This window comes from Pseudoalteromonas sp. APC 3495 (assembly GCF_030407645.1).
GTDB lineage: Bacteria > Pseudomonadota > Gammaproteobacteria > Enterobacterales > Alteromonadaceae > Pseudoalteromonas > Pseudoalteromonas tetraodonis.
In genome coordinates, this window is the sequence record NZ_JASDDA010000003.1 from 1 (window position 1) to 21,518 (window position 21,518).

General features: G+C 40.3%; 16 protein-coding genes and 1 riboswitch. Of the genes, 10 read left to right on the forward strand and 6 right to left on the reverse strand.

The window, feature by feature from the left end:
* Positions 1 to 93 precede the first annotated feature (93 nt).
* A riboswitch (cobalamin riboswitch) is annotated at positions 94 to 259 on the forward strand.
* Positions 260 to 295: 36 nt separating this feature from the next.
* Entirely contained in the window at positions 296 to 2,146 is a 1,851-nt protein-coding gene (locus QL984_RS01580; RefSeq protein WP_273002734.1) for a TonB-dependent receptor, read from the forward strand.
* Positions 2,147 to 2,212: 66 nt separating this feature from the next.
* On the opposite strand, the gene msrA is transcribed toward QL984_RS01580, so the two are convergent.
* From msrA to QL984_RS01595, 3 genes are all read right to left on the reverse strand, one after another.
* A complete protein-coding gene (gene msrA / locus QL984_RS01585) occupies positions 2,213 to 2,749 on the reverse strand; it encodes a peptide-methionine (S)-S-oxide reductase MsrA (protein ID WP_033104041.1) in 537 nt (178 codons plus the stop codon).
* A 76-nt stretch (positions 2,750 to 2,825) separates the two neighbouring features.
* The gene (locus QL984_RS01590; protein WP_013464318.1) at positions 2,826 to 5,924 is read right to left on the reverse strand and encodes an efflux RND transporter permease subunit; all 3,099 of its coding nucleotides are present in this window, start codon (positions 5,922 to 5,924) and stop codon (positions 2,826 to 2,828) included.
* Between the two features lie 3 nt (positions 5,925 to 5,927).
* A complete protein-coding gene (locus QL984_RS01595; protein WP_138686400.1) occupies positions 5,928 to 6,980 on the reverse strand; it encodes an efflux RND transporter periplasmic adaptor subunit in 1,053 nt (350 codons plus the stop codon).
* A 247-nt stretch (positions 6,981 to 7,227) separates the two neighbouring features.
* Here QL984_RS01595 and QL984_RS01600 point away from each other — a divergent pair, with 247 nt between their 5' ends.
* The 6 genes from QL984_RS01600 to QL984_RS01625 all read left to right on the forward strand — a co-directional run bounded on the left by QL984_RS01600 (position 7,228) and on the right by QL984_RS01625 (position 12,629).
* Positions 7,228 to 7,932: a DUF2982 domain-containing protein gene (locus QL984_RS01600; RefSeq protein WP_028835496.1), complete on the forward strand. Its 705-nt coding sequence runs from the start codon at positions 7,228 to 7,230 to the stop codon at positions 7,930 to 7,932.
* A 35-nt stretch (positions 7,933 to 7,967) separates the two neighbouring features.
* Entirely contained in the window at positions 7,968 to 8,300 is a 333-nt protein-coding gene (locus tag QL984_RS01605; protein WP_013464320.1) for a hypothetical protein, read from the forward strand.
* 66 nt (positions 8,301 to 8,366) lie between these two features.
* Positions 8,367 to 10,013, forward strand: coding sequence for a DUF1566 domain-containing protein (locus tag QL984_RS01610; RefSeq protein WP_290171930.1), 1,647 nt, complete (start codon positions 8,367 to 8,369; stop codon positions 10,011 to 10,013).
* A 10-nt stretch (positions 10,014 to 10,023) separates the two neighbouring features.
* Positions 10,024 to 10,539, forward strand: a complete 516-nt coding sequence (locus QL984_RS01615; RefSeq protein WP_013464322.1) for a DUF1566 domain-containing protein — start codon at positions 10,024 to 10,026, stop codon at positions 10,537 to 10,539.
* Between the two features lie 153 nt (positions 10,540 to 10,692).
* A complete protein-coding gene (locus tag QL984_RS01620; RefSeq protein ID WP_290171931.1) occupies positions 10,693 to 11,610 on the forward strand; it encodes an AAA family ATPase in 918 nt (305 codons plus the stop codon).
* Positions 11,611 to 11,621: 11 nt separating this feature from the next.
* A complete protein-coding gene (locus QL984_RS01625) occupies positions 11,622 to 12,629 on the forward strand; it encodes a general secretion pathway protein GspB (protein ID WP_290171932.1) in 1,008 nt (335 codons plus the stop codon).
* A 7-nt stretch (positions 12,630 to 12,636) separates the two neighbouring features.
* On the opposite strand, the gene QL984_RS01630 is transcribed toward QL984_RS01625, so the two are convergent.
* Positions 12,637 to 13,833: an HD-GYP domain-containing protein gene (locus QL984_RS01630; protein ID WP_033104047.1), complete on the reverse strand. Its 1,197-nt coding sequence runs from the start codon at positions 13,831 to 13,833 to the stop codon at positions 12,637 to 12,639.
* A 110-nt stretch (positions 13,834 to 13,943) separates the two neighbouring features.
* A complete protein-coding gene (gene putA / locus QL984_RS01635; protein WP_290171933.1) occupies positions 13,944 to 17,747 on the reverse strand; it encodes a bifunctional proline dehydrogenase/L-glutamate gamma-semialdehyde dehydrogenase PutA in 3,804 nt (1,267 codons plus the stop codon).
* Between the two features lie 169 nt (positions 17,748 to 17,916).
* Here putA and QL984_RS01640 point away from each other — a divergent pair, with 169 nt between their 5' ends.
* Positions 17,917 to 18,399 carry a winged helix-turn-helix transcriptional regulator gene (locus tag QL984_RS01640; RefSeq protein WP_016899359.1) on the forward strand — a complete coding sequence of 161 codons (483 nt, stop codon included), beginning with the start codon at positions 17,917 to 17,919 and terminating at the stop codon, positions 18,397 to 18,399.
* Between the two features lie 91 nt (positions 18,400 to 18,490).
* On the opposite strand, the gene QL984_RS01645 is transcribed toward QL984_RS01640, so the two are convergent.
* Entirely contained in the window at positions 18,491 to 19,096 is a 606-nt protein-coding gene (locus QL984_RS01645; protein ID WP_013464329.1) for a TIGR04211 family SH3 domain-containing protein, read from the reverse strand.
* 212 nt (positions 19,097 to 19,308) lie between these two features.
* Between QL984_RS01645 and QL984_RS01650 the strand changes: the two genes are divergently transcribed.
* Together QL984_RS01650 and QL984_RS01655 are read left to right on the forward strand one after the other, a co-directional pair.
* Positions 19,309 to 20,829 carry a CYTH and CHAD domain-containing protein gene (locus QL984_RS01650; RefSeq protein WP_290171935.1) on the forward strand — a complete coding sequence of 507 codons (1,521 nt, stop codon included), beginning with the start codon at positions 19,309 to 19,311 and terminating at the stop codon, positions 20,827 to 20,829.
* Complete coding sequence (locus tag QL984_RS01655; protein ID WP_290171936.1) at positions 20,829 to 21,506, forward strand: START domain-containing protein; 678 nt, start codon at positions 20,829 to 20,831, stop codon at positions 21,504 to 21,506. Before QL984_RS01650 ends, QL984_RS01655 begins: the two co-directional genes overlap by 1 nt.
* The last annotated feature ends 12 nt before the right edge of the window (positions 21,507 to 21,518 follow it).

Here is a 21,518-nt window from a genome sequence, read left to right on the forward strand (position 1 = left end):
TCCAGAACCTTGAATCTTTGGGTTTTTAGATGTTTAGACGTCCGTTGACTTTTTTTAGTAAACAGATAACAATAGCAGCCTATTTTCAAGGTGCTTGCTAAACACTTCAATGGTGTGATTTTTTTAGTAGGATAATCGGGAAGTTGGTGCGTTTTCATTGATGAAGTCAATCCCAACACTGCCCCCGCAACGGTAAAGTTATGCTGTATTAAATTATGGTAACTGAGTCCGGAGACCGGCCTTGATTTAATCTTACTTACTAACATCTTTGCGGTGGGCAAAGATAGGGGACATGATGTTAAATAAAACTGCATTGGGTGTGGCCATTTCGGCTGCACTCTCTATTTCTGTATCTGCTGCAGAACAAACCATTGAAAAAATAACCGTTACTGCGAATAAATTTGAACAACCTATAAATGATGTATTAGCAAGTGTTGCAGTTATCGACCGCGCTGATATTGAAAAAGCTAATTACCGAGACTTACCTGCAATATTAAATACCATAGCTGGGATAGATATTGTTCGTAATGGTGGATTAGGTCAAAAGGCAGATATATTTGTTCGCGGGGCCAGCGCTAAATATACCTTAGTATTGGTTGATGGCGTAAGAGTGAGCGATGCAAGTTCAGGCAGTGTATCGCTGACGAATATTCCAGTTAACAGTATCGAGCGTGTTGAGCTTATTAAAGGGGCAAGAGCTGCTATTTATGGCTCTGATGCGGTAGCCGGAGTAATTAATATTATCACCCGTAAAGCCTCAAATAACTCGCTTTCGGCTACTTTAGGCAGCCATAGCTACAGTAATTATCAGCTTGCTGGTGGGGTTGTAAAAGAGGCGCTTAGCTTTAATTATAATTTAGGCTTCGAAGAGACGGATGGTTTTGATGTAACTGGCAAAGATCCGGCGGCTGAGTACACAAAAGATCATGATGATGATGGCTACAAAAATAAAAACATTGGCTTTAATTTAGCTTATGAACTTGCTGAGCTAGGCCAATTGAGCCTGCAATCTCAGTACAGTGAAGGTGAAGCACAATATGATAATGCATGGGGTAACGATGCCTACGACTTTGAAAATTACACCGCTAAGCTAGGCTGGAACAAAGCCTCTGATGTATATAGCCAAAGTACTTCGGTGAGCGTTTCGCAAGAAGAAAATACCCAAACAGGTACCGATGTGCAGCAAGTGTATAGCACAGAGCGTGTTGAGTTTGAATATCGAGGGCTTTATACCCTTACTGAAGAACTTGATATATCGGGTGGCTTTAATTATTTATCTGAGGATTTATCAAACTCGTCAGCAACGTCATCAGAAGAAAAACGCGATAATAAGGCGTTGTTTATAGGCGCATTTTATAGCCATAACAAATGGTTAGCAAATGCGGTTGTTAGAACCGATGATTATGACTTCCATGGCCGTGCAAACACTTACAGTACAGGACTTGGTTACAAAGCAAATAACTATGTAACACTACGTTTAAATCACGGTACTGCATTTAGAGCTCCTTCGTTAATTAATGCGTTTGTGACTAACAGCCCGTACTATTTACCAAACAATAATATTAAACCTGAAGAAGCCTTAAATAATGAGCTTGGTATAACTTTAGAAACCCAATGGGGCCGTTATGATATTGCTATTTTCGATAACCGTATCAATAATTTGATTAGTAATAATTATGATGCAGACTCAGGTAAATATATTGCCACTAACATAGATAAAGTATCTATGCAGGGATTTGAGCTGTCGGCAGAGTTTTCAGCGCTAGGCTTTGAACACTCGGTTAATTTTAGCTTTTTAGACGCTACAGATGAAAAAACGAATACCGATTTACCACGTAGACCTTCTGAATCGTTTAATTATCAACTCGCTAAAACATGGGGTGATTTTGATGCCAGCTTGGATATGCAATATCGCTCATCGCGTCCTTCGATTGCGTATTATGACTCGGAGCTCGCTGCTTATACGGTATTTAATATAGCAGCCAATTACCAGTTGCTAGATAATTTGTCGTTAGCTGCTCGAATAGAGAATATTACTGATAAAGAATATTTTACTGCTGCGACGGGCTTTGCTGCCAGTGGTAAGCTATTAGGTTATAACAGCGCAGGAAGAACTTTCTTTGTAGGGGCAAATTATCAGTTTTAGTCACTTATCCTAGTTGCCAAGGAATAAATAGCCCAGCTTATTGCTGGGCTATTTATTAAAAGCACTTTATTTCGATAAAAACTCGCTAAATTCGGTTTCAAACTTATGTAATTTGGGTGCAATTAAAATACTGCAATAGCCCTGCTCAGGATTTTCATTGTAATAGTCCTGATGGTAGTGCTCTGCGGGGTAAAAAGTGGTTGCTGGGCTCACCTCAGTCACTATAGGTTCGCTAACATGACTTTGCAGCTCTGCAATAACTGCCTGTGTTTGTACTTGTTGTTGCTCATTATGATAATACACAACGCTGCGGTATTGAGTGCCTATATCGTTACCTTGGCGATTTAGTTGTGTGGCATCGTGTAGGGTAAAAAACATCGCGAGTAAGGTTTCAAAGCTGATAACACTGGCATCAAATTCAACCTTAATTACCTCTGCATGGCCACTGTTGCCAGTGCAAATAGTTTTGTATGTTGGGTTATCAGTATGTCCACCAGTATAACCAGAGCAAACACTGAGTACACCTTTTACACGCCTAAATGCTGCATCAATACACCAAAAACAGCCGCCGCCGAGTGTTGCTACTTGTGTGGTCGAACTCATAAGTACTTCCTCAATTGTTAGGGATATGTGCACTGAATAAAGCGCCGTAACAGCTAGTTACGACGCTCTGAGTGACTTAGATCTCTTTAAGCGGTTTTTCAGCGGCTTGCTTATCAAGTTTTTGTTGTAAAAACTCAGGTGATTGTGTGTTTCGCGCTAGTGCGTAATAAGCGGCTGGCACCACAAACAGAGTTAGTATGGTTGCAACCGTTACGCCGGTAAATACCACCACACCAATTACCATTCTACTTTCCGAGCCTGGACCGGAAGCCAACACCAAAGGTACGGCACTCATAACCGTTGTTAGGGAAGTCATAATAATAGGGCGCAAACGCTGTGTAGCCGCTTGTAAAATAGCCTCACTAAATTCTACGCCTTTATCACGTAACTGGTTGGTAAATTCAACAATCAGTATACCGTTTTTAGCACTTAACCCTATGAGCATAACAATACCTATTTGGCTGTATATATTAAGCGTTAACCCCATACTCCACAGCCCAAACATGGCACCCATTAAACCAAGTGGCACAGTTAACATAATAACAAATGGATGCATAAAACTTTCAAACTGAGCTGCCAGTACTAAAAAGGTCACGGTTAATGCCAGCACAAACACATAGGTCATGGCTGATGCACCTTCATAAAACAATTGCGACTCACCTTTATAGTCAATGGCACCATCAATGTCGTTTTCCTCTGTGGCAACCTTGTTTAAAAAGTTTAGTGCTTGTTCTAGCGTGTAACCATCAGCGAGGTTGGCACTTAAAGTAATTGCACGCATTCGGTTATAACGGTTTAAACGCGAGGCGGTGGCTTCTTCTTTTAAGCTAATAAGGCTATCAAGAGGAACAAGTTCTCCGCTACGTGATTTTAGGTAAATATTTGAAATATCAGTCGGGTTGGCAAAGTCTTGTTTTGTGCCCTTTAAAATTACATCGTATTCTTCACCGCGGTCAATAAAGGTGGTTACACGGCGTTGGCCAAGCATGGTTTCAAGTGTACGACCCACATCAGAGACTGATACGCCTAAATCAGCGGCTTTATTTTTATCAATACTGACTAAAAACTGAGGGAAGGTTTCTTTATAATCATGATCAATACGCACTAATCCAGGGTTTTTCTCAGCGCGTTTAATAATTCTATCTCGCCAATCGGCAAGTTGAGCATAATCATTACCTTGCAAAACAAATTCAATAGGGCGAGATGAACCACCTCCGCCAATACCACGGCGCATAATAGCAAATGCACGAACGTCGGTGACCTCTTGCATTTTGCCGCTTATTTCATCCATGACTTCCCATGTTGAGCGTTTGCGCTTATCCCAGTCAGCCATGCCAACAATAGCCACGCCGCCACTGCCACCCCAACCTGGGACTCGAACAAGCACTCGACTTAGTTCGCCAGATTCAGAATAAGGCATCAAGCGCTCTTCAATTTTTGCCATATTAGCGGCATTATTTTCATAACTTGCCCCTTCAGGGCCATTCATAAGCACAAAGAAGGTGCCACGATCTTCTTTTGGCGTGAGCTCTGAGGGTATTTGTAAAAATAATGAATAACTAACAAACCCAGCCAAAACTAAGCTCAGCATTAAGCCCCATTTACGGGTCATGTTTGACGCTAAAGCGTTACGGTATCCATTTTCTAATTTAGTAAAAAAACGGTCCATAACTTGGCTAAACTTACTTTCTTTTTCAGAGGCCTTTAACACTTTTGAACACAGCGCCGGAGAGAGTGTCAACGCAGTGATACTAGAGAAAAACACGGCAGCACTTACTGCCATAGCAAACTCTGTAAATAGTGCGCCAATTCGTCCTTCCATAAACACTAATGGTACAAACACGGATATAAGCACTAAGGTGGTGGCTATAATTGCAAAGCCCACCTCACGTGCGCCGCGATAAGCTGCCAATAAAGGCGGCTCCCCAAGTTCTATGCGGCGGTGAATATTCTCTAGCATTACAATGGCATCATCGACCACTAAGCCTATTGCTAACACCAGTGCTAGTAGAGTTAATAAGTTAATTGAATAACCCATTGCTAATAAAAACATAAAACTACTGACTAGGGCGACCGGTACGGTGACCGCGGGAATAAGAGTGGCGCGAATGTTACCTAAAAATATAAAGATAATAAGCACGACTAACCCCATAGAAATTGCTAAAGTTTTATAAACCTCATTAATTGACTCTTTAATAAATACCGAAGAATCATAACTGTCTTCTATGGTGGTGCCTTCAGGTAAATTACGTTTTATTTTTTCCAGTTCACTGCGGGCGTTATCAACCACAGTTAGGGTATTGGCTTTGGCTTGTTTTACAATACCCATACCAATCATATTACGGCCATTACCTCGGAATAAACTTTCATCATCGGCGGCTTCTAGTTTTACGTCAGCCACTTCGCCTAGACGCACTAAATAACCATCTTCACCTCGTTTAATAACTAGGTTTTGAAAATCACGTTGGTTTTTATAGCTGCGTGCAGTGCGAACGGTAAAATCACGATCAACTGATTCGATTTCACCGGCCGGAAGTTCTACATTTTCACTACGCAGTGTTTGCTCAATATCACTAGAGGTAATGCCACGGGCGGCCATCGCTTGGCGGTTAAGCCATACTTTCATGGCATACTTTCGCTCCCCCCCAATGCGCACATTCGATACGCCATCAACAACGGCTAATCGGTCTACAATAAAACGCTGTGCATAATCAGAAAGTTGCAATGAATCCATGGTTTCGCTGTTAAGTACAAACCACGCGATAGGGCTTTCGTCACTATTTGATTTTGATACTTCAGGAGGACGCACTTGTTCGGGTAGGCTATCAAGTGCACGCGCAACACGTTCACGCACATCGTTGGAGGCATCATCTATGTCGCGGCTAATATTAAACTCAATGGTAATGTTTGAGCGGCCATTACGACTCGATGAGTTAATACTTTTAATACCTTCAATGCCCGAAATACGGTTTTCAATAACTTGCGTTATTTTTGTTTCAATAATTTCGGCAGATGCACCGGTATATTCAGTACTAATATTTACAATCGGTGTTTCAATATCTGGATACTCACGCAAAGGCAACATGCTAAAAGCAACTAAGCCAAAAGTGAGTAACAGTAAGTTAATAACAATCGCAAAAACGGGGCGTTTGACGCTAGTATCGGTAATTTTCACGTGTTACCCCTTAACGCTTACTTTACTACCTGAGCGAATTTTAATTATTCCCTCGGTAACAATTTGCTCGCCATTACTTAACCCTTTGTCTATCGCAACCCAGCCATTATTTCTACTTGCAACATGTACTTCTTTACGGTTTGCTATGCCATCTTCAATTTGAAAAACGTAATGCTTATCTTGCAGAGGAATAATGGCCTTTTCAGGCACCATCAGCGCTTGGTTACTGCTCAGTTCTAAAGCGGTATTAAGCAACATACCTGGGCGAAGTAAACCTGATTTATTAGCAAAACTTGCTGTTACTTCTACACTGCGAGTGATTGAGTCGATTCGTGAGCTTATATGGGTTACTTTACCGCTGAAGGTTTGATCAGGGTAAGCATCGTTTTGAGTGCGAACAATCATTCCGTTTTTCAATTGAGCTAAATACTTTTCAGGCACTTTAAAATCAACTTTTATAATACTAATGTCATCGAGGGTTGTGATCACAGTACTATTATTAATATACGCACCCACCGATATTTCGCGTTTCCCCAGTAACCCAGAAAAAGGCGCGGTGATGGCCATTTCATTGAGTTTGGTTTTAGCACTTTCAAGTTGTGCTTCGCTGGCATCAACGCGAGCGAGTTGTTCTTCAAGCAATGACTTGGCCGTCGCTTGCGAGCGAGAAAGCTCGGTCAGTCTGGCTAATTGACGTTTTTCTTCTTGTAAATTAATGCTAAGTTCTTTTACTGCAAATTGTTCTTGTTGGTTTTGCAGTTGTACTAATTTTTGTCCTTTGCTGACCAAGTCGCCATCTTCAAAGTAAATGCTAGTGACATAATCGTTTTGGGCGCTTTTAATGTAGATAGCCTGATTAGCGCGAGCACTGCCAATGGCTTCAATCATAATTGCGTTTTCTTGCGATCTGACCGTGTGGGCAGAAACTTGCGTTGTCATTGCCGAGTAATTGGCTTGCTCGCCCTGTGATGCGGGAAAATACAAATAAACGCTAAAAATTATTAGTAACGAAATAATAAATGGAAATAAGGCTTTACCTGATTGTTTAGAGTGCATTGTTTTCATACCTGAAAATAGATTATAAGTATTGTACGAAATCAGGACAAAAAAAGGCGGTTATGTATCTCATTAATTTGTGCGTTAAGCGTAAAAATAACTGATACTTAGTCATTGCGCATATTTAACAGTAATAATGGGAGTTAATTGATGAGCTTTAAAACATCATGCAAACGCTGTTTAACGCTGAGAAAGTTAGTATTGTGGGCTATTATTATGTTTATATTTTATATGGCGTTTTTTCAGTATGGCTAATATAAATAAACAAATACTAAAATACCGAGCGCAAGGCGCTAAAAATGGAATTGAAATATTAGTGGTCGGCAGCATTGGCTTGATTATTATCATGCTGTTTAATTTATTACGCCCAGGCGAAATAAGTATTATCGAAATTTTTTTAGTAAGTTTATGTATTGCTGCAATTTTAATTGGCTTTTTTAAAACACAAGAACCTTTTTATAGTATTATTTTAACTGAGCAGCAATTAATATATCAGCATAAGTATGGACAATGGCATATACACCCAGAGAATTTGCACCATTGTGGTATACCTAAGGTTGATAATGGCATTGATTACCTTGAGCTTAATGCGATTGGTATTAAGTTAAATGATATAGATTCATTCTTGTCTGCTTTAGCTCCAAGAATTGCGGGTAAATTGTTGATAGAGCAGCGACATTTCTTTATGCAAGTTGTTCAAAAAAATTGCAAAAATGGGCATTGCCCATCAGAATGGTTAGTTGAAGATAATAAATATAGGTCAAAAAAAGGAATTGACTATAATGGGCTCATAGCGATGTTTGCTAATAGGGCTAAACATCTTCAGCTTTTAACAGGGTATGACTTACTGTTACCAGCGAGTGTAATAGAAAGTGATATTTGGGAATTTAGCGCAAATTTAAATAAATGGAAGCGCGATCCCTCTCAGTTTATAAAGTCGCAGTGTGAATAATAATATAAGCACTCACTGCGGGATTAGGAATAACTATGAGCCAAGACAGATCTTTCATTAAAAGTGGTCGAAACACCATAATACATAAAGACAGAAAACTAGATTTAGTGATTGTTAATGGTGAGACTCACCCTAAAATTAAAGTAACAGGTAATGGTCTTGAGCCATTTAAAGAAGAACTGCCAAAAAACCGCCGAGATGCAAAAGAGCGTTACCTCGACGTTGTTTATATTACTAGTGCTGATGTATTTAGCGAAGAAAAACAATTGTTGTTTATTCAATCCTTAGATGGCCGCGAATATAAAGTAGATTACAGTAAAGTTGGCACTAAATTATTTGTTCGTATTCATCAAGATAGCTATTTATAATTTATATTGGCATTTTTTTTGCTTAATAGTTTTATTAGATAATTTTAAGACAAAAAGGTGCTGAGTATGAGAGCAATTTCGTTAATACCACTTATGTCATGCTTGCTTTTGGCTGCATGCGGAGGGGGAGGCGGTGCTGATAACAGTGATATAAAAACATCAGTATTTGCAGGTAACGATCTTCAAGTTGTAGAAAAATCAGAGTTTACCATCTCAGCTAAAGGCTCTCCTGCGGACGGTACATTTACTTGGCAGCGTGTGAGCGGCCCTATTGTAGATGCTTTTCCGCTTGAAGGGGCTGAGCAAACAATTACTGCACCAGATGTAAAGTCTGACAGTGAACTGGTATTAAGAGTTAGCTATCAAACCTCAGATGGCAGTTTAGTGAATGACGACTTGAGTGTTTTCATTGCCTCTAATAATCAGCTTCCTCTTGCTGTTGTTACTCAAGTTGCTCCTGCAAACTTGCCCTCGGTTTATAAGGATACTGTAACACTTAGTGGTTTAACTTCCACAGACCCAGATGAAAATGGCGAAATTAGCAGTTATTTGTGGCAATTATTGTCAGGGCCGGATTTAACAATTGATAGCTATACCAATCCAACGCTTAGTTTTTCTCATCCATTATTAGAAAATAACACCAACTTAAAATGGCAGCTCACCGTAACGGATGATGAAGGCGGAGTATCTGCATCACAATTTGATATGACCCTTAATAAAACAGCTCAGGTAATTATTGCCAATGCAGGCGCTGATCAAACAGTAGAAGAGTTTGATAAGGTTATTTTAGATGCCACTGCAAGCGAAGCGGCAACTCAATCTTATCAATGTATGTGGCAACAACTTACCGGTAATGCAGAAACCCTGATTGAATCACAGTCATGTACTGCCAGCTTTTTTGCCTCTGATATTGATTTAAATGCAACGCTTAGCTTTGAAGTACAAGTTATGGACTTAAAAGGGCGCACCGACACAGATACCGTATTTATTGATGTAACACCCAAAGCGCTTGGGTTAATAAATGATACAGGGGTAGGAGAGTGTTATAACAATACTCAGCGAATTAATTGTAATAATGATGAATTTCCAGCTCAAGATGCTGATCTTGGGCGCGATAGTTTTGCCAATCGTTTAGGTAAAGTGGGTAAAGGGAATCTGGCTTTTGATTACACCAAACTTAATGAGTTTGCCGATGAGCTTCTCGATGATGCGCAAAACTTTAGCTGTATTCGTGATAATACTACCGGCCTTGTTTGGGAAGTGAAAAGCCCTTATTCCGGTGTGTTACCAAATACTTCGTTGCGTGATGGACAAAACCGTTATATTTGGCAAGGGACTGTCAATAGTGGCGATGTAGCGGGTAGTGATAATACCACATGCCCGAGCGATACTGATTGTGGATTACAAACCTATATAGATGAGGTTAATGCGCTTGATTTTTGTGGTGGTAGTAACTGGCGTTTACCCACTTATACTGAACTTTTAGGTTTAATTGATTACGGTAAACAAGGGCAAAACGTATTGATAGATACTGCATTTTTTCCTAATACACCATCGACTAACACCGAAGGGCATTTACGCTATTGGACCTCACAGACCGCGGTTGATGGTGCCAGTTTATCTCAGGCTTACATTATCGATATGATGGATGGCAACGACTTAGCCTATCCAAAAGATAATGCCGCTTATGTGCGCTTAGTTAGAAATCGTTAAGGTGATTATTATGAAATTAATTAAAGTCTCTATGTTATTAGCCTTAGGATTAAGTCAGTCACTTGCAGCGCAGCAGTGTTATCAGGAAGTCGCGACTAGCGATGATACCGACCGATTTGTGATTAATATTGATGGCACTGTGTCAGATACTAAAACAGGGCTAATGTGGCAGCGCTGTAACTATGGTCAAGTTTATAATAGCGAAACAACTAGCTGCGATGGTGATACTCAACCATTAAATTGGCAAGCTTCACTTAAAGGCGCACTTAATGACACCACGGCAAATTATAACGACTGGCAAGTGCCGAGTATTAAAGAGTTAGCTAGTATAGTAGATCACCGTTGTACCGATCCAAGTATTAATGCGGGTATATTTTTAGCAACGCAGTCGCAAAATTATTGGTCTAATACCTCGGGTATTAGCAATATAAATTCGGCATGGGTTTATCAATTTTCCAGTGGTTTAAATAGCTTACATGCTAAAACAAGTAACGTATATTTACGCCTAGTACGCTATGAGAAGTAGTTAATTAATATATTAGCGAATCTAAAAATGCTCTTTTATTTACGGTTAGCCTTTTTATTTACACTATTTTAATAATAAAGCCTGGTTGTAGTTGTCACCCAGGCTATTTTTTTGCCATTATAGGCCGTGAATTAACGACCAAGGACTATAAAGGTGTATTTAAGCTATTTTGGTTTACAAGAAAAGCCATTCTCAATTTCGCCTAATCCCCACTACTTATTTTTAAGTGAACGCCACAAAGAAGCATTAGCGCACCTTACCTATGGACTAGGTGAAGACGGTGGCTTTGTGCTGTTAACTGGTGAAGTGGGGACGGGTAAAACCACCATAACACGTAGTATGTTAGAGCGACTGCCTGAAAATACCCAAGTAGCCATGATCCATAATCCTGCGTTATCAGAACTTGAACTGTTAGCCAGTATTTGCGATGAATTAAAAATAACTTACGACGCCAAAAATGCCACGCTGAAGAGTCTAACGGATGTGATTAAAAAGCACCTTGAGTTTAATAATAAAGCGGGGGGGCATACTATTTTAATTATTGATGAAGCACAGCTACTTGCCCCCGATGTGCTTGAACAACTTCGCTTATTAACCAATATTGAAACGGATCATAAAAAGTTATTACAAATAGTATTAGTTGGGCAGCCTGAGTTACAGGTACTTTTAAAACGTAATGAGTTAAGACAGCTGGCACAGCGTATTACAGCCAGGTATCACTTGTTAGCGCTAACACCAGGGCAAACCATTGCTTATATTCAACATCGGCTACATATTGCAGGTTGTGACAAGAAAATATTTTCAATGGAAGCGATGCAAATGGTGCATCAGCTAACTGGCGGTGTGCCACGATTAATGAATTTGGTGTGTGAACGCGCATTAGTAGGGGCATTTTCCAAACAACAAGAAATTGTTGGCAGTGATATTGTTAAGCAAGCAGCGAGTGAATCTTTACCTATCGACTTTATTGCCACAAATAATAAGGTGAGTAAAACAGGTTCGATTTGGCCCTATAGCGCTGCTGCGTTAATGCTTTTTGGTGCAGGAATTGGCCTGTCATTTATTCTTTAGTTAGGTGATTCATGTCTTATTTATTAGATGCGTTAAAGCAGTCAAAGCACGATACCATGAGCGCAGAGCAATATGACTTGCAAGCGCAACAATTAAAACAACAACACCAGTTGATGACCTATCGTCGAATTAGTTTTTTACTCGCAGGAAGTTTATTGGCAACGGGTATATTGACCAGTGGCTTTTTTGTCGGGAAGTGGCTGCAACAAGAAAATGTAGCCGTAAAAAATAAGGTTGTCCAAAATGACCTTAGTCAAAAAGACTCAGCAGTGGTAGAAAAACCAACAAGCCCAGAGGAAGTACAAAAAACGGTTGTTCAAGCAGTAACAAACCCTCAAGCGCCCCTTGTTACAACTGCGCCTAACAATTCTGTGCCACTGGCAGGGCAATTGGTTTATGTACAAACCCCAACGGGTGTGCAGCAAATGTTGCTTACGCCACAAGGACAATATTTACCTATGAGTGTTAATCAAGCGTCTCAAGGGCAAACGCAAAATTTCTCGGTGCAGAATAACGTTTCATCTAGTTTTCAATCACCGAGCAGCCAACCGCAAGGTGTACCAACTCAGCCAACGAAAAGAACACTCAGTGCCGATGAGTTGAGTAAATACAAAGTGTTAGGTAAACCACTTAATCAAAATGTGCCTGCTCAGCCAGAATCAACCGCTGAACTAGATACGGTTCCCGACACGCTTAAAAATGCGTTTGCGCAAGCCGTTAATGACACAGAAACAACAGCCGACTACGAAGTAACTCAAGGCTCTCGTCATTCATCACGGGTACAACCCGTTGAGCTACTGCCGGATGGCCTACAAAGTATGTTGCCAAGCATTAAATATCAGGCACATATTTATTCGTCGACAGCAGATAAGCGCTGGATAAAACTCAATGGCAGAGAGCTATATGAAGGGGAGTCTATTGGTGCATTGAGGGTGCTAGAAATAGCACCGGATCAGAGCGTACTTGATTTTGATGGCTATGAGTTTAGCTTAAAAGCTCTGCAAGATTGGCCACAGTAGTGGCCAATTAACTAAAGATAGAGTGCTTATAAAAACCCTCTAAATCTATATTATATTCTTTGGGTTTCACTGCTGATTCAAGCGTGTCTTGTGTTCTTTTGCTTGATAAGTCAATATCTTGAACTTCAGTGTAACGCCCATGTTTGGCATTAAAAAACGTTTTTACGACTGGTTTTAATGGTGTTGCAGGATTACTTTGGGTCACCAGCCCCACTTTTTGGCTGGAAAGTTTTACCAGCGTGCCCACTGGGTGAATACCAATGCATTGAATAAACTTATTAAGTAGCACGCCATCAAAGCTATCAGGGCAACCTTGTTTTAATATTTTAAACGCCTTAATTGGCTCCATACCCGCTTTATAAACGCGTTCAGCGGTTAATGCATCATATACATCAACAATAGAGGCCATACGAACATATTGGCTTATTTCATCGCCCTTTTTACCAAAGGGGTAGCCTTTACCATCTAAGCGCTCATGGTGCATACCTGCGATATCAACAGCAATCCCCGTTAATCCTGCGTCTTCTAGTATTTCTTTGCTAAAGCGCGCATGATTTTGCATCACTTTAAATTCTTCGTCACTGTAGCGACCTGGTTTGTTGAGAATCGCGTCAGGTATTTTTATTTTTCCCATATCATGCAATAGGGCACCTGTTGCAAGTTCTTCAATGATTGGTTTTTCAATATTGAGATGTTTTGCAAAAATACTCATTAAAATAGACACATTTATCGAGTGCTCTAATAAATAGGCATCTTTTTGGCGCATTTGCGTAATGCACGCCAGCGCATCTTGATTTCTAAATACGGAGTCAATAAACCCGCTAGCCAGCTCCCTAAAAGGAGCAACATCAACAGTGCGGCCAGATTCTATATCGCCAAATGCTTTGGTTTGTAAGTTTTTTGCTTCATCATAAAGCTTTTTAGCTTTACTCATTTCTTGCTCAGCGCTGTGGGTTATTAACCATGGATCGCGCTTTTTGATTTCGTGCTTAGTAGCAGGCGTTGGTTGTGTTTCAGATTCTTCAGAGGTGAGCATTTTATCAGGATCGATTTCAACCTCTAAAATGCCAGATTTTATTAATTTATCAATTCCACTTTGAGTTTTAACCCAGCCTTGGTTTTTTATTCTAATATTGCCAGTTTGCTTAACAACTTTTTGTACAAACATACCAGGTTTTAGCTGTGTAGTAGGAATGGTTTTCAAAGTGAACTCTAATTAACAAATATGATTAGAGAAAGTAACAAATAAATTCACATTTAGAAATAAAAAAAGGCATCAAATTGATGCCTTTTTAATTAAATGATGACTATTTTCTATTCATCATCTTCAACAAGCGTCATCAACGAGGTGTTACCGCCTGATGCCGTTGTATCGATACTGATTGTTTTTTCAGTAATTAAGCGCTTAATTAGCGTGTCGTAATACTCTGAGCTGATCACTGGCAGTATTGCGCCTTTACGTTGTGCAAGCTGTTGGCTGAAGTAGCCTAAGCGAGAAGAACGTGCAGCAACTACCGCACCCGCTAGGTGAGGGTGTGCCAATATAGCTTGTAACTGGTTTGGTTTAGCTACTTGGAAAACACCTTCAGCAACGCCGGTTGCAATAAACTTATCTCTAAAGGCAACCGCTTCGTCGTAAAATATTTCAGATGCAACAGTAATTACCGTATTACCAGCCGCTAGTGCGGTAATAATAGACAGTGCCCAAAAGTTAAATGAGGTGCTTTTATCTGCGTAACAAACCACACAACCCCGAGCTTCAAGGTGAAGTGTATTCGACTCACCTGTTGGTCCTGGCAATGTTGTATATTTACGCATGTGCTTTTCTAAGCGGTTTAACTGAGCGCGAGCATCGGCAAGTGTTAACGCTAAATCGTCCGCGAGGTCGTCAATAATTTCAACCGTCGCTACTTTCGCTAATAACTGACGTACCGCAGAAACACGATCATTCAGTGGCGTTGCACGCCAGATTTTTTCATCGCGCATAGAGTTAACCATCAGCTTTTCTACTTGCTCATTTGCGCCACTGTAGTGGTGTAAATCAAGCTCATCTGGCGTTAGGTTAGTCATTTGTACGTTATCTGGTGATGCTTTTTCTTTTACTAGGCGTTGTAGGTAGTTTGGCCCACCGGCTTTAGGGCCAGTACCAGAGAGTCCACGGCCACCAAACGGTTGCACGCCAACAATGGCACCAATCATATTACGGTTGATGTATACGTTACCTGCACGCGACATTTTCGATAAATGTTCACAACGTTCTTCAATTCGAGAATGAATACCCATTGTTAAGCCGTAACCCGTGTTGTTGATTTGGTCGACAACACTATCAAGCTCACTCGATTTAAAGCGGATAACATGCACACACGGGCCAAATACTTCACGTTTCAATACCGATAAGTCTTTAATTTCGTATAAACGTGGTGCAAAGAAAAATGCGCCATTTTCGCTGTTATCAGGAATTTTACACTCATAGTGAAGTGTTGCATTACCCTTTAGGTATTCAACATGGTCGTTGAGTGTTTTAAGCGCTTTTTCATCTATTACTGGGCCTACGTCTGTAGAGAGTAATGATGGGTCGCCAATATGCAACTCAGCAAGTGCGCCTTTAAGCATATCGATAATGCCATCAGCTACGTCTTCTTGAATAAAGAGTACGCGTAATGCTGAACAACGTTGACCTGCACTTTGGAAACCAGAACTGATAACATCATCAACAACTTGCTCAGGAAGCGCTGTTGAGTCAACAATCATACAGTTTTGGCCGCCAGTCTCTGCAATTAAAGGCACCTGAATATCGTTACGTGCTGCTAATGTTTGCGAGATAAGCGTGCCCGTTTCAGTTGAACCTGTAAACATAACAGCTTGAATACGCTCATCAGGAACAATGGTTTTACCTACTTCGCTACCGCGAGCAATGACAGGTTGTACAACGTGCTCAGGTAAACCAACTGATAGCATTAATTCAATGGCACGAAGTGCGATTAAGCTGGTTTGCTCTGCTGGTTTTGCAATAACCGTGTTACCAGTAACAATGGCCGCTGCAACTTGACCCAAGAAAATAGCGAGCGGGAAGTTCCATGGGCTAATACATAAAATAACACCACGGGCTTCAAAGCGCTCATCTTGCGCAAGCTCTTCAGCACGGGCTGCGTAGTAACGACAAAAATCAACGGCTTCACGTACTTCATCAATACCATCTTGTGCTACTTTACCTGCTTCTTTAATACAGATAGCAACAAGCTCATCGTGATGGCGCTCTAAAATATCAGCAACGCGACGCAACAAATTGGCGCGCTCTCTTACCGGTGTTTGTGACCATGATTCAAATGCGGTTTCAGCGTTGGCTAGCAACACTTTCATTTCATCGCTATTTTGTAATTTTATATGGCCAATAATTTCTTTATGGTTTGCAGGGTTTTTAACTGCCAGCGCGCCCTCTGGTACTTGACTTTCATCAATTAAGTGCTCTTCAAACCAAGTGTCTAAATTTTCTTTAAACGGGGTGATCACGTTAATATCAGTTAAGTCCATACCTTTTGAATTGGCACGTTCTTCACCGTATAAATCAATTGGCATTTTTATCTGTGTGTTGTATTTATTACGTAAACCTTGCAGTGTTTCAACAGGATCTGGCAATAATGCTTCAACCGGTTGTGTGGTATCTACAATGGCATTTACAAATGACGAGTTAGCGCCGTTTTCTAGTAAACGACGCACAAGGTAAGCAAGTAGGTCTTCGTGTTGGCCGACCGGTGCGTATACGCGGCACTGAATTTTTTCTTCATCAACGATTTGGTCAAATAAAGATTCACCCATACCGTGAAGACGTTGGAATTCAAAACCTTGGTTATCACCTTTGGCCACTTCTAAAATAGTCGCTGCGGTGTAGGCGTTGTGTGTTGCAAATTGCGGGTAAAGTACATCACGTGCTTCAAGCATTTTAATCGCACACGCTTTATATGATACATCCGTGGTTGCTTTACGGGTAAACACCGGGAAATAATCTAAACCATCTTGTTGTGTGGTTTTGATTTCTGTATCCCAGTATGCGCCTTTTACTAAACGCACCATCATTTTGCGACCCACACGGGTTGCTAGGTCGGTTAGCCATTCAATAACAAAAATAGCGCGTTTTTGATAAGCCTGAACCGCTAAACCAAAACCTTGCCAATCGCCTAAATCGTCATCGCTAAATACTGCCTCAATAACATCAAGAGAAATATCTAAACGGTCAGCTTCTTCAGCATCAACAGTAAAGCCGATATCGTATTTTTTAGCGGCAAGGGCTAGTTCTTTTAGTTTTGGAACGATTTCTTCCATTACACGCTCTCTATGAGTGAACTCATATCGAGGGTGAATAGCCGATAACTTTACAGAAATACCTGGGCTTTTTATTGGACCACGGCCATTTGCGGCTTTACCGATAGCATGAATCGCATTCATGTAGCTATCAAAGTAACGCTTGGCGTCTTTCATTGTGCGAGCACCTTCGCCTAGCATATCGTAAGAATATACATAGCCTTTTTGCTCTTTTTCAGTAGCACGCTCAATCGCTTCGTTAATGGTACGACCCATTACGAACTGTTTGCCCATTATCTTCATAGCAAAGTTAACAGACTTACGTATAACTGGCTCGCCTAAACGACCAATGGTTTTTTTGAGTATGCCAAACTGTTGCTCTTTAGTCTTATCGTTATAGTTAACCATTTTACCGGTTACTAATAATCCCCAAGACGAGGCATTAACGAATAAAGAGTCACTACTACCTAAGTGAGAGCTCCAATCGCCGTTTGCTAATTTATCACGTATTAATGTTTCTTGAGTTGCTTTATCAGGAACACGAAGCAGCGCTTCGGCTAAACACATTAATACCACACCTTCTTCACTCGATAGTGAAAATTCATTTAATAGCGCATCAACACCGCTTTGACCGTCTTGGTCTTTACGAATGTTTAAAACTATTTGGCGAGCTCTTTCCCATGCACGGCTTCGTGCTTTAACACCGACTTCTGCAAGTGGTAAAATGTGATCAATAACCGCATTTTCATCTATACGGTAGAAGTCACGGATCTTTTGTCTGATCGGACAAGTCGTTGTTAAATCGCCATTGAATAACATAAGCAACCCTCAGGAGTGTTAAGACTTAGGGTAATTGTTAATTACCGCTAAATGTTGTTGGTGTAAAGCGTGCATTCTAATTAAAATCCAGCAGAATATGCTGGTTAATTTTGCCGTTTTACGATAATTTACAGGGCATATTATTAACTTATCCATATAAAATACTGATATGACTAATCCGAATAGATTACGCCTGCTTGATCGTATCGATATATCAATTTTAGACGTTTTGCAGCGCAATGGTAGAATTTCAAATGTTAACCTCGCAAAACAAGTGAATTTAAGTCCTAGTCCTTGTTTAGATAGAGTTAAACGTCTGGAGCAAGAAGGCTACATAGAGGGATATTTTGCAAAGTTAAGCGAGGAAAAGCTCAATCAAAGCCTAGTGGCGCATGTGCAGGTATCGTTAGTCACCTCAAATACAGCGGTATTTAAAGTGTTTCGTGAACACATTCTTAAAATTAAGCAGGTTGTTGAATGTGATATGGTGGCGGGTGGTTACGACTATTTATTAAAAATTCGCGTCTCTAATATGGACGAATACAGAGAAGTATTAGGTGATTTGGTTGATATTCCAGGGGTGGGTACACACCACACTTACATGGTAATAGAAAAAATCAAACAGGATCCTGGACTGCGTTTAGATATGTAACCTTTGAGTACATTATTGCAGGTATAAAAAATTGCAGGCATAAAAAAAGCATCGAAAGATGCTTTTTTTATGCCTGCAATATAGGTGGCGCTTACGCCCAACCTTCATAGCGTTTTCTGCGCGATAACACGATGGTTAAAATAATTCCTAAGAACAAACCTAAAAATGCAATAGCACCGCCATAAGTGAGTAGCTGACGCTTTTCTTTAGCACTGGTTGCTTGCTTTAATTGTTGTTCTTGAGCAAGCGAGTCTTGTAATTGACTTATTTGTGCTAACAGCTGAGCATTTTGTTCGGTTAGCTGTGAGTTTTGTTCTTGTAGTTCAGGTAATTCTACTTGCGCTTGGCGTAATTTATTTTGCATAGCGCTAATTTCGCTGTTAAGCGCTTGATACTGCTGCTTTAAACCAGCTGATTCGCTGATGAATTTAGCCTCTACCCAGCCTTCACGGTCTTTATCATCTTTAACTTTTATAAAACCGTTTTGTTCATCAGATAATAAAGTCAGTTGCGTGCCTGCATCAATAGAACCGAGTAAGCGATAGTCTTTACTGGCGCCTGAACGCATAAAAGTATACAAGTTATCGATTATATAAGCTGTTTTAGCATTAGTAGGCGGCGTTGATTGAGCTTCCTCTGCTTGGCTCATAAACGGGGCGGCTGTTAAAAGCAGCCATAGTAAACAGTGTTTTAGCATTTATCTACCTTGTTAATCTAGCAGTGTCCGTTGTGAACGTGATTTTTATTTCGCATAAGTATATAGATAGTATGGATTTAATAGTTTAATAGCAAGATAGATATTGTAACCAAAGCATTTTGCTTGCGTGTTTATGACTAAAAAATTTGCAATATAGGTCTGCTTTGTTTATTTTGAGCACTTATTAATTTTAAGGGTAATCCGCAAGCCTAATGGATACTGAGATAGAACTGAAGTTTTTGGTATCAGATGACGTCATTCCACTGATCCCCTCGTTAATTACTCAATTTGCAAAAACAGTCACAAACAAGCCTTCTAAAAGTTTGCAAAATGCTTATTTTGATACGCCAAGCAGAGAGCTGAGAGCACTCGATATTGGTTTTAGAACGCGTTGTACAGACGAGCGCTGTGAGCAAACAATTAAGCTTGCAGGAGACGTGGTGGGGGGATTACATCAACGTCCAGAATATAACCTTCCTATAGAAACAAATCGACCTAATTTAATGGCGTTTGATTCATCAATTTGGCCACACGGCATGCAAATTGATGTTATATCACAAAACCTCTACCCTATATTTAGTACTAATTTTATCCGCCGTACGTGGTTAATTGAAACGCAAAATGGTGCCAAAATTGAAGTGGTATTAGATAAAGGTGAAGTGGCCGCCTCGGGTAAAGTGGAGATTATTAGCGAGCTTGAAATAGAGCTCGTCGAAGGTAGCCGAGACGAGCTATTTGCTTTAGCAGATAAATTAATAAGCCAAAACAGTGTGCGCTTGGGGCTTTATTCAAAAGCAGCAAGAGGCTACCGCCTAGCGGATAACACACCGTTACAACCGAGTAAATCTATCGGTTTTGTTAAACTTACTAAGCAAGCCACTCAAGAGCAAGCACTTATTGAAGCCATGGGCTTTGGTATTCGCTTTGTGCAAAAACATGAGCAATGCTATTTTGATAAGCCAAGTTTAAAAACATTAAAACGTGTGACCGACGGTATTAGTTTAATTCGTCATAACTTTTGGTTATTTGATGATATTGTCAGTAAAGACAGCACCGAGCACCTCAGAACGGAGCTAAAGTGGTTATTGAGTGAATTAGCATGGGTTGAAAATGCCATTCAGTTAAAAACTTACACTTCTAAGCGCCATGCTTTTTATAAAAAAATAAACAGTGCGCTCGCCTTAGCTCAAGTTATTAACGATTTAAAAGAGTTACAACCGAGTATTGATGATATTTTTGCGCTTTTTCATAGTGCGCGCTACAACCGTTTATTGCTGAGCTTAACAACATGGCTGATAAATAAGCAGTGGCGTAAAGACTGGAGCCAAGCAGAGCTACAAAACGCTGAGCAGCCCGTTATTGATATTGCTCATCGTTTATTTGATAAAGATTGGAAAAATTTACACCGCTTATTGCCTAAAGAGCAAAGTTTAGCGGGCAATGATTATTTAAATTTTCGTACTCAGTTAGAAAATAGCTTACTCAGTGGTAACTGTTTAGGTGCACTGTTTAATAAAGATGAACGATTAGAATTTAGGCTTCCTTGGCTCGATATTTCTCATGGCATGTATGAGCTAAGCACGCTTGATTATTTAAAACAGCTGTGTGGCGGGCAAGAAGATGCTCAACTAGCAAAAATACAACTATGGTTGGAACAAAAGTCTGACTTTTTAGTCAGTGCCATGGAGCAAAGTCGACACGCTTCATTTGATACAGAACCGTATTGGCTTTGATGGCTAAGCACTTTTGCACGCTTAACTTGTTGCAAAAGTGCATTATTCTATCGCTTTTGTGTTTTGTTACAAATGTGTATTCACAGCCCTCTTGGCAGCTTTACGAAAGCAAACAAGGGGTGAGTGTTTATTTTCAGCGTTTGAGCGATGATACCTTGAAAATGAAAGCTGAAACGGTGGTTAAGAATACCACAGCAGAAGATTTAATCGCCTTACTCAGTGATACCGATGCTGCTCCCCGCTGGATAGAAAATATTGCTAAAGTAAAATTACTGAAATATTTAAGCCCCTCAGAAAACCTTGTTTACAGCTTTATTGACTCCCCTTGGCCCGTTGCAAATAGAGATTTAGTCACGTATTCGTGCTATACAAAACGCAGCGCGTTGCAAACTCAACTTAGTATTCATGCCCGTCCTGATTTTTTACCTCAAACTAAAGGGGTAGTAAGAATAAGCACATTAGATGCGACGTGGTTACTGACTCAGCAAGCGAATAACTTGCATATTGACTATCAGGTTTATGCGTTATCAGGCGGAAGTATACCCAATTGGCTAAATAACCGAGTCGCTCTAAAAAGCACCTTTAACACGCTAATAAATCTAGTTGAAATACTCACGACAAAGCAGTACACAGCAAAGCCAACCGTCATTCGCACCGGTAATTGCACGCATAGCTAATGACCTCAGTTA

What these genes read in the sequence shown, in the direction of transcription:
- QL984_RS01580 (WP_273002734.1), top strand. Translation starts at nt 296, where the DNA reads ATGTTAAATAAAACTGCATTGGGTGTGGCCATTTCGGCTGCACTCTCT.
- msrA (WP_033104041.1), bottom strand. Translation starts at nt 2,749, where the DNA reads ATGAGTTCGACCACACAAGTAGCAACACTCGGCGGCGGCTGTTTTTGG.
- QL984_RS01595 (WP_138686400.1), bottom strand. Translation starts at nt 6,980, where the DNA reads ATGCACTCTAAACAATCAGGTAAAGCCTTATTTCCATTTATTATTTCG.
- QL984_RS01600 (WP_028835496.1), top strand. Translation starts at nt 7,228, where the DNA reads ATGGCTAATATAAATAAACAAATACTAAAATACCGAGCGCAAGGCGCT.
- QL984_RS01605 (WP_013464320.1), top strand. Translation starts at nt 7,968, where the DNA reads ATGAGCCAAGACAGATCTTTCATTAAAAGTGGTCGAAACACCATAATA.
- QL984_RS01610 (WP_290171930.1), top strand. Translation starts at nt 8,367, where the DNA reads ATGAGAGCAATTTCGTTAATACCACTTATGTCATGCTTGCTTTTGGCT.
- QL984_RS01615 (WP_013464322.1), top strand. Translation starts at nt 10,024, where the DNA reads ATGAAATTAATTAAAGTCTCTATGTTATTAGCCTTAGGATTAAGTCAG.
- QL984_RS01625 (WP_290171932.1), top strand. Translation starts at nt 11,622, where the DNA reads ATGTCTTATTTATTAGATGCGTTAAAGCAGTCAAAGCACGATACCATG.
- putA (WP_290171933.1), bottom strand. Translation starts at nt 17,747, where the DNA reads ATGTTATTCAATGGCGATTTAACAACGACTTGTCCGATCAGACAAAAG.
- QL984_RS01640 (WP_016899359.1), top strand. Translation starts at nt 17,917, where the DNA reads ATGACTAATCCGAATAGATTACGCCTGCTTGATCGTATCGATATATCA.
- QL984_RS01645 (WP_013464329.1), bottom strand. Translation starts at nt 19,096, where the DNA reads ATGCTAAAACACTGTTTACTATGGCTGCTTTTAACAGCCGCCCCGTTT.
- QL984_RS01650 (WP_290171935.1), top strand. Translation starts at nt 19,309, where the DNA reads ATGGATACTGAGATAGAACTGAAGTTTTTGGTATCAGATGACGTCATT.
- QL984_RS01655 (WP_290171936.1), top strand. Translation starts at nt 20,829, where the DNA reads ATGGCTAAGCACTTTTGCACGCTTAACTTGTTGCAAAAGTGCATTATT.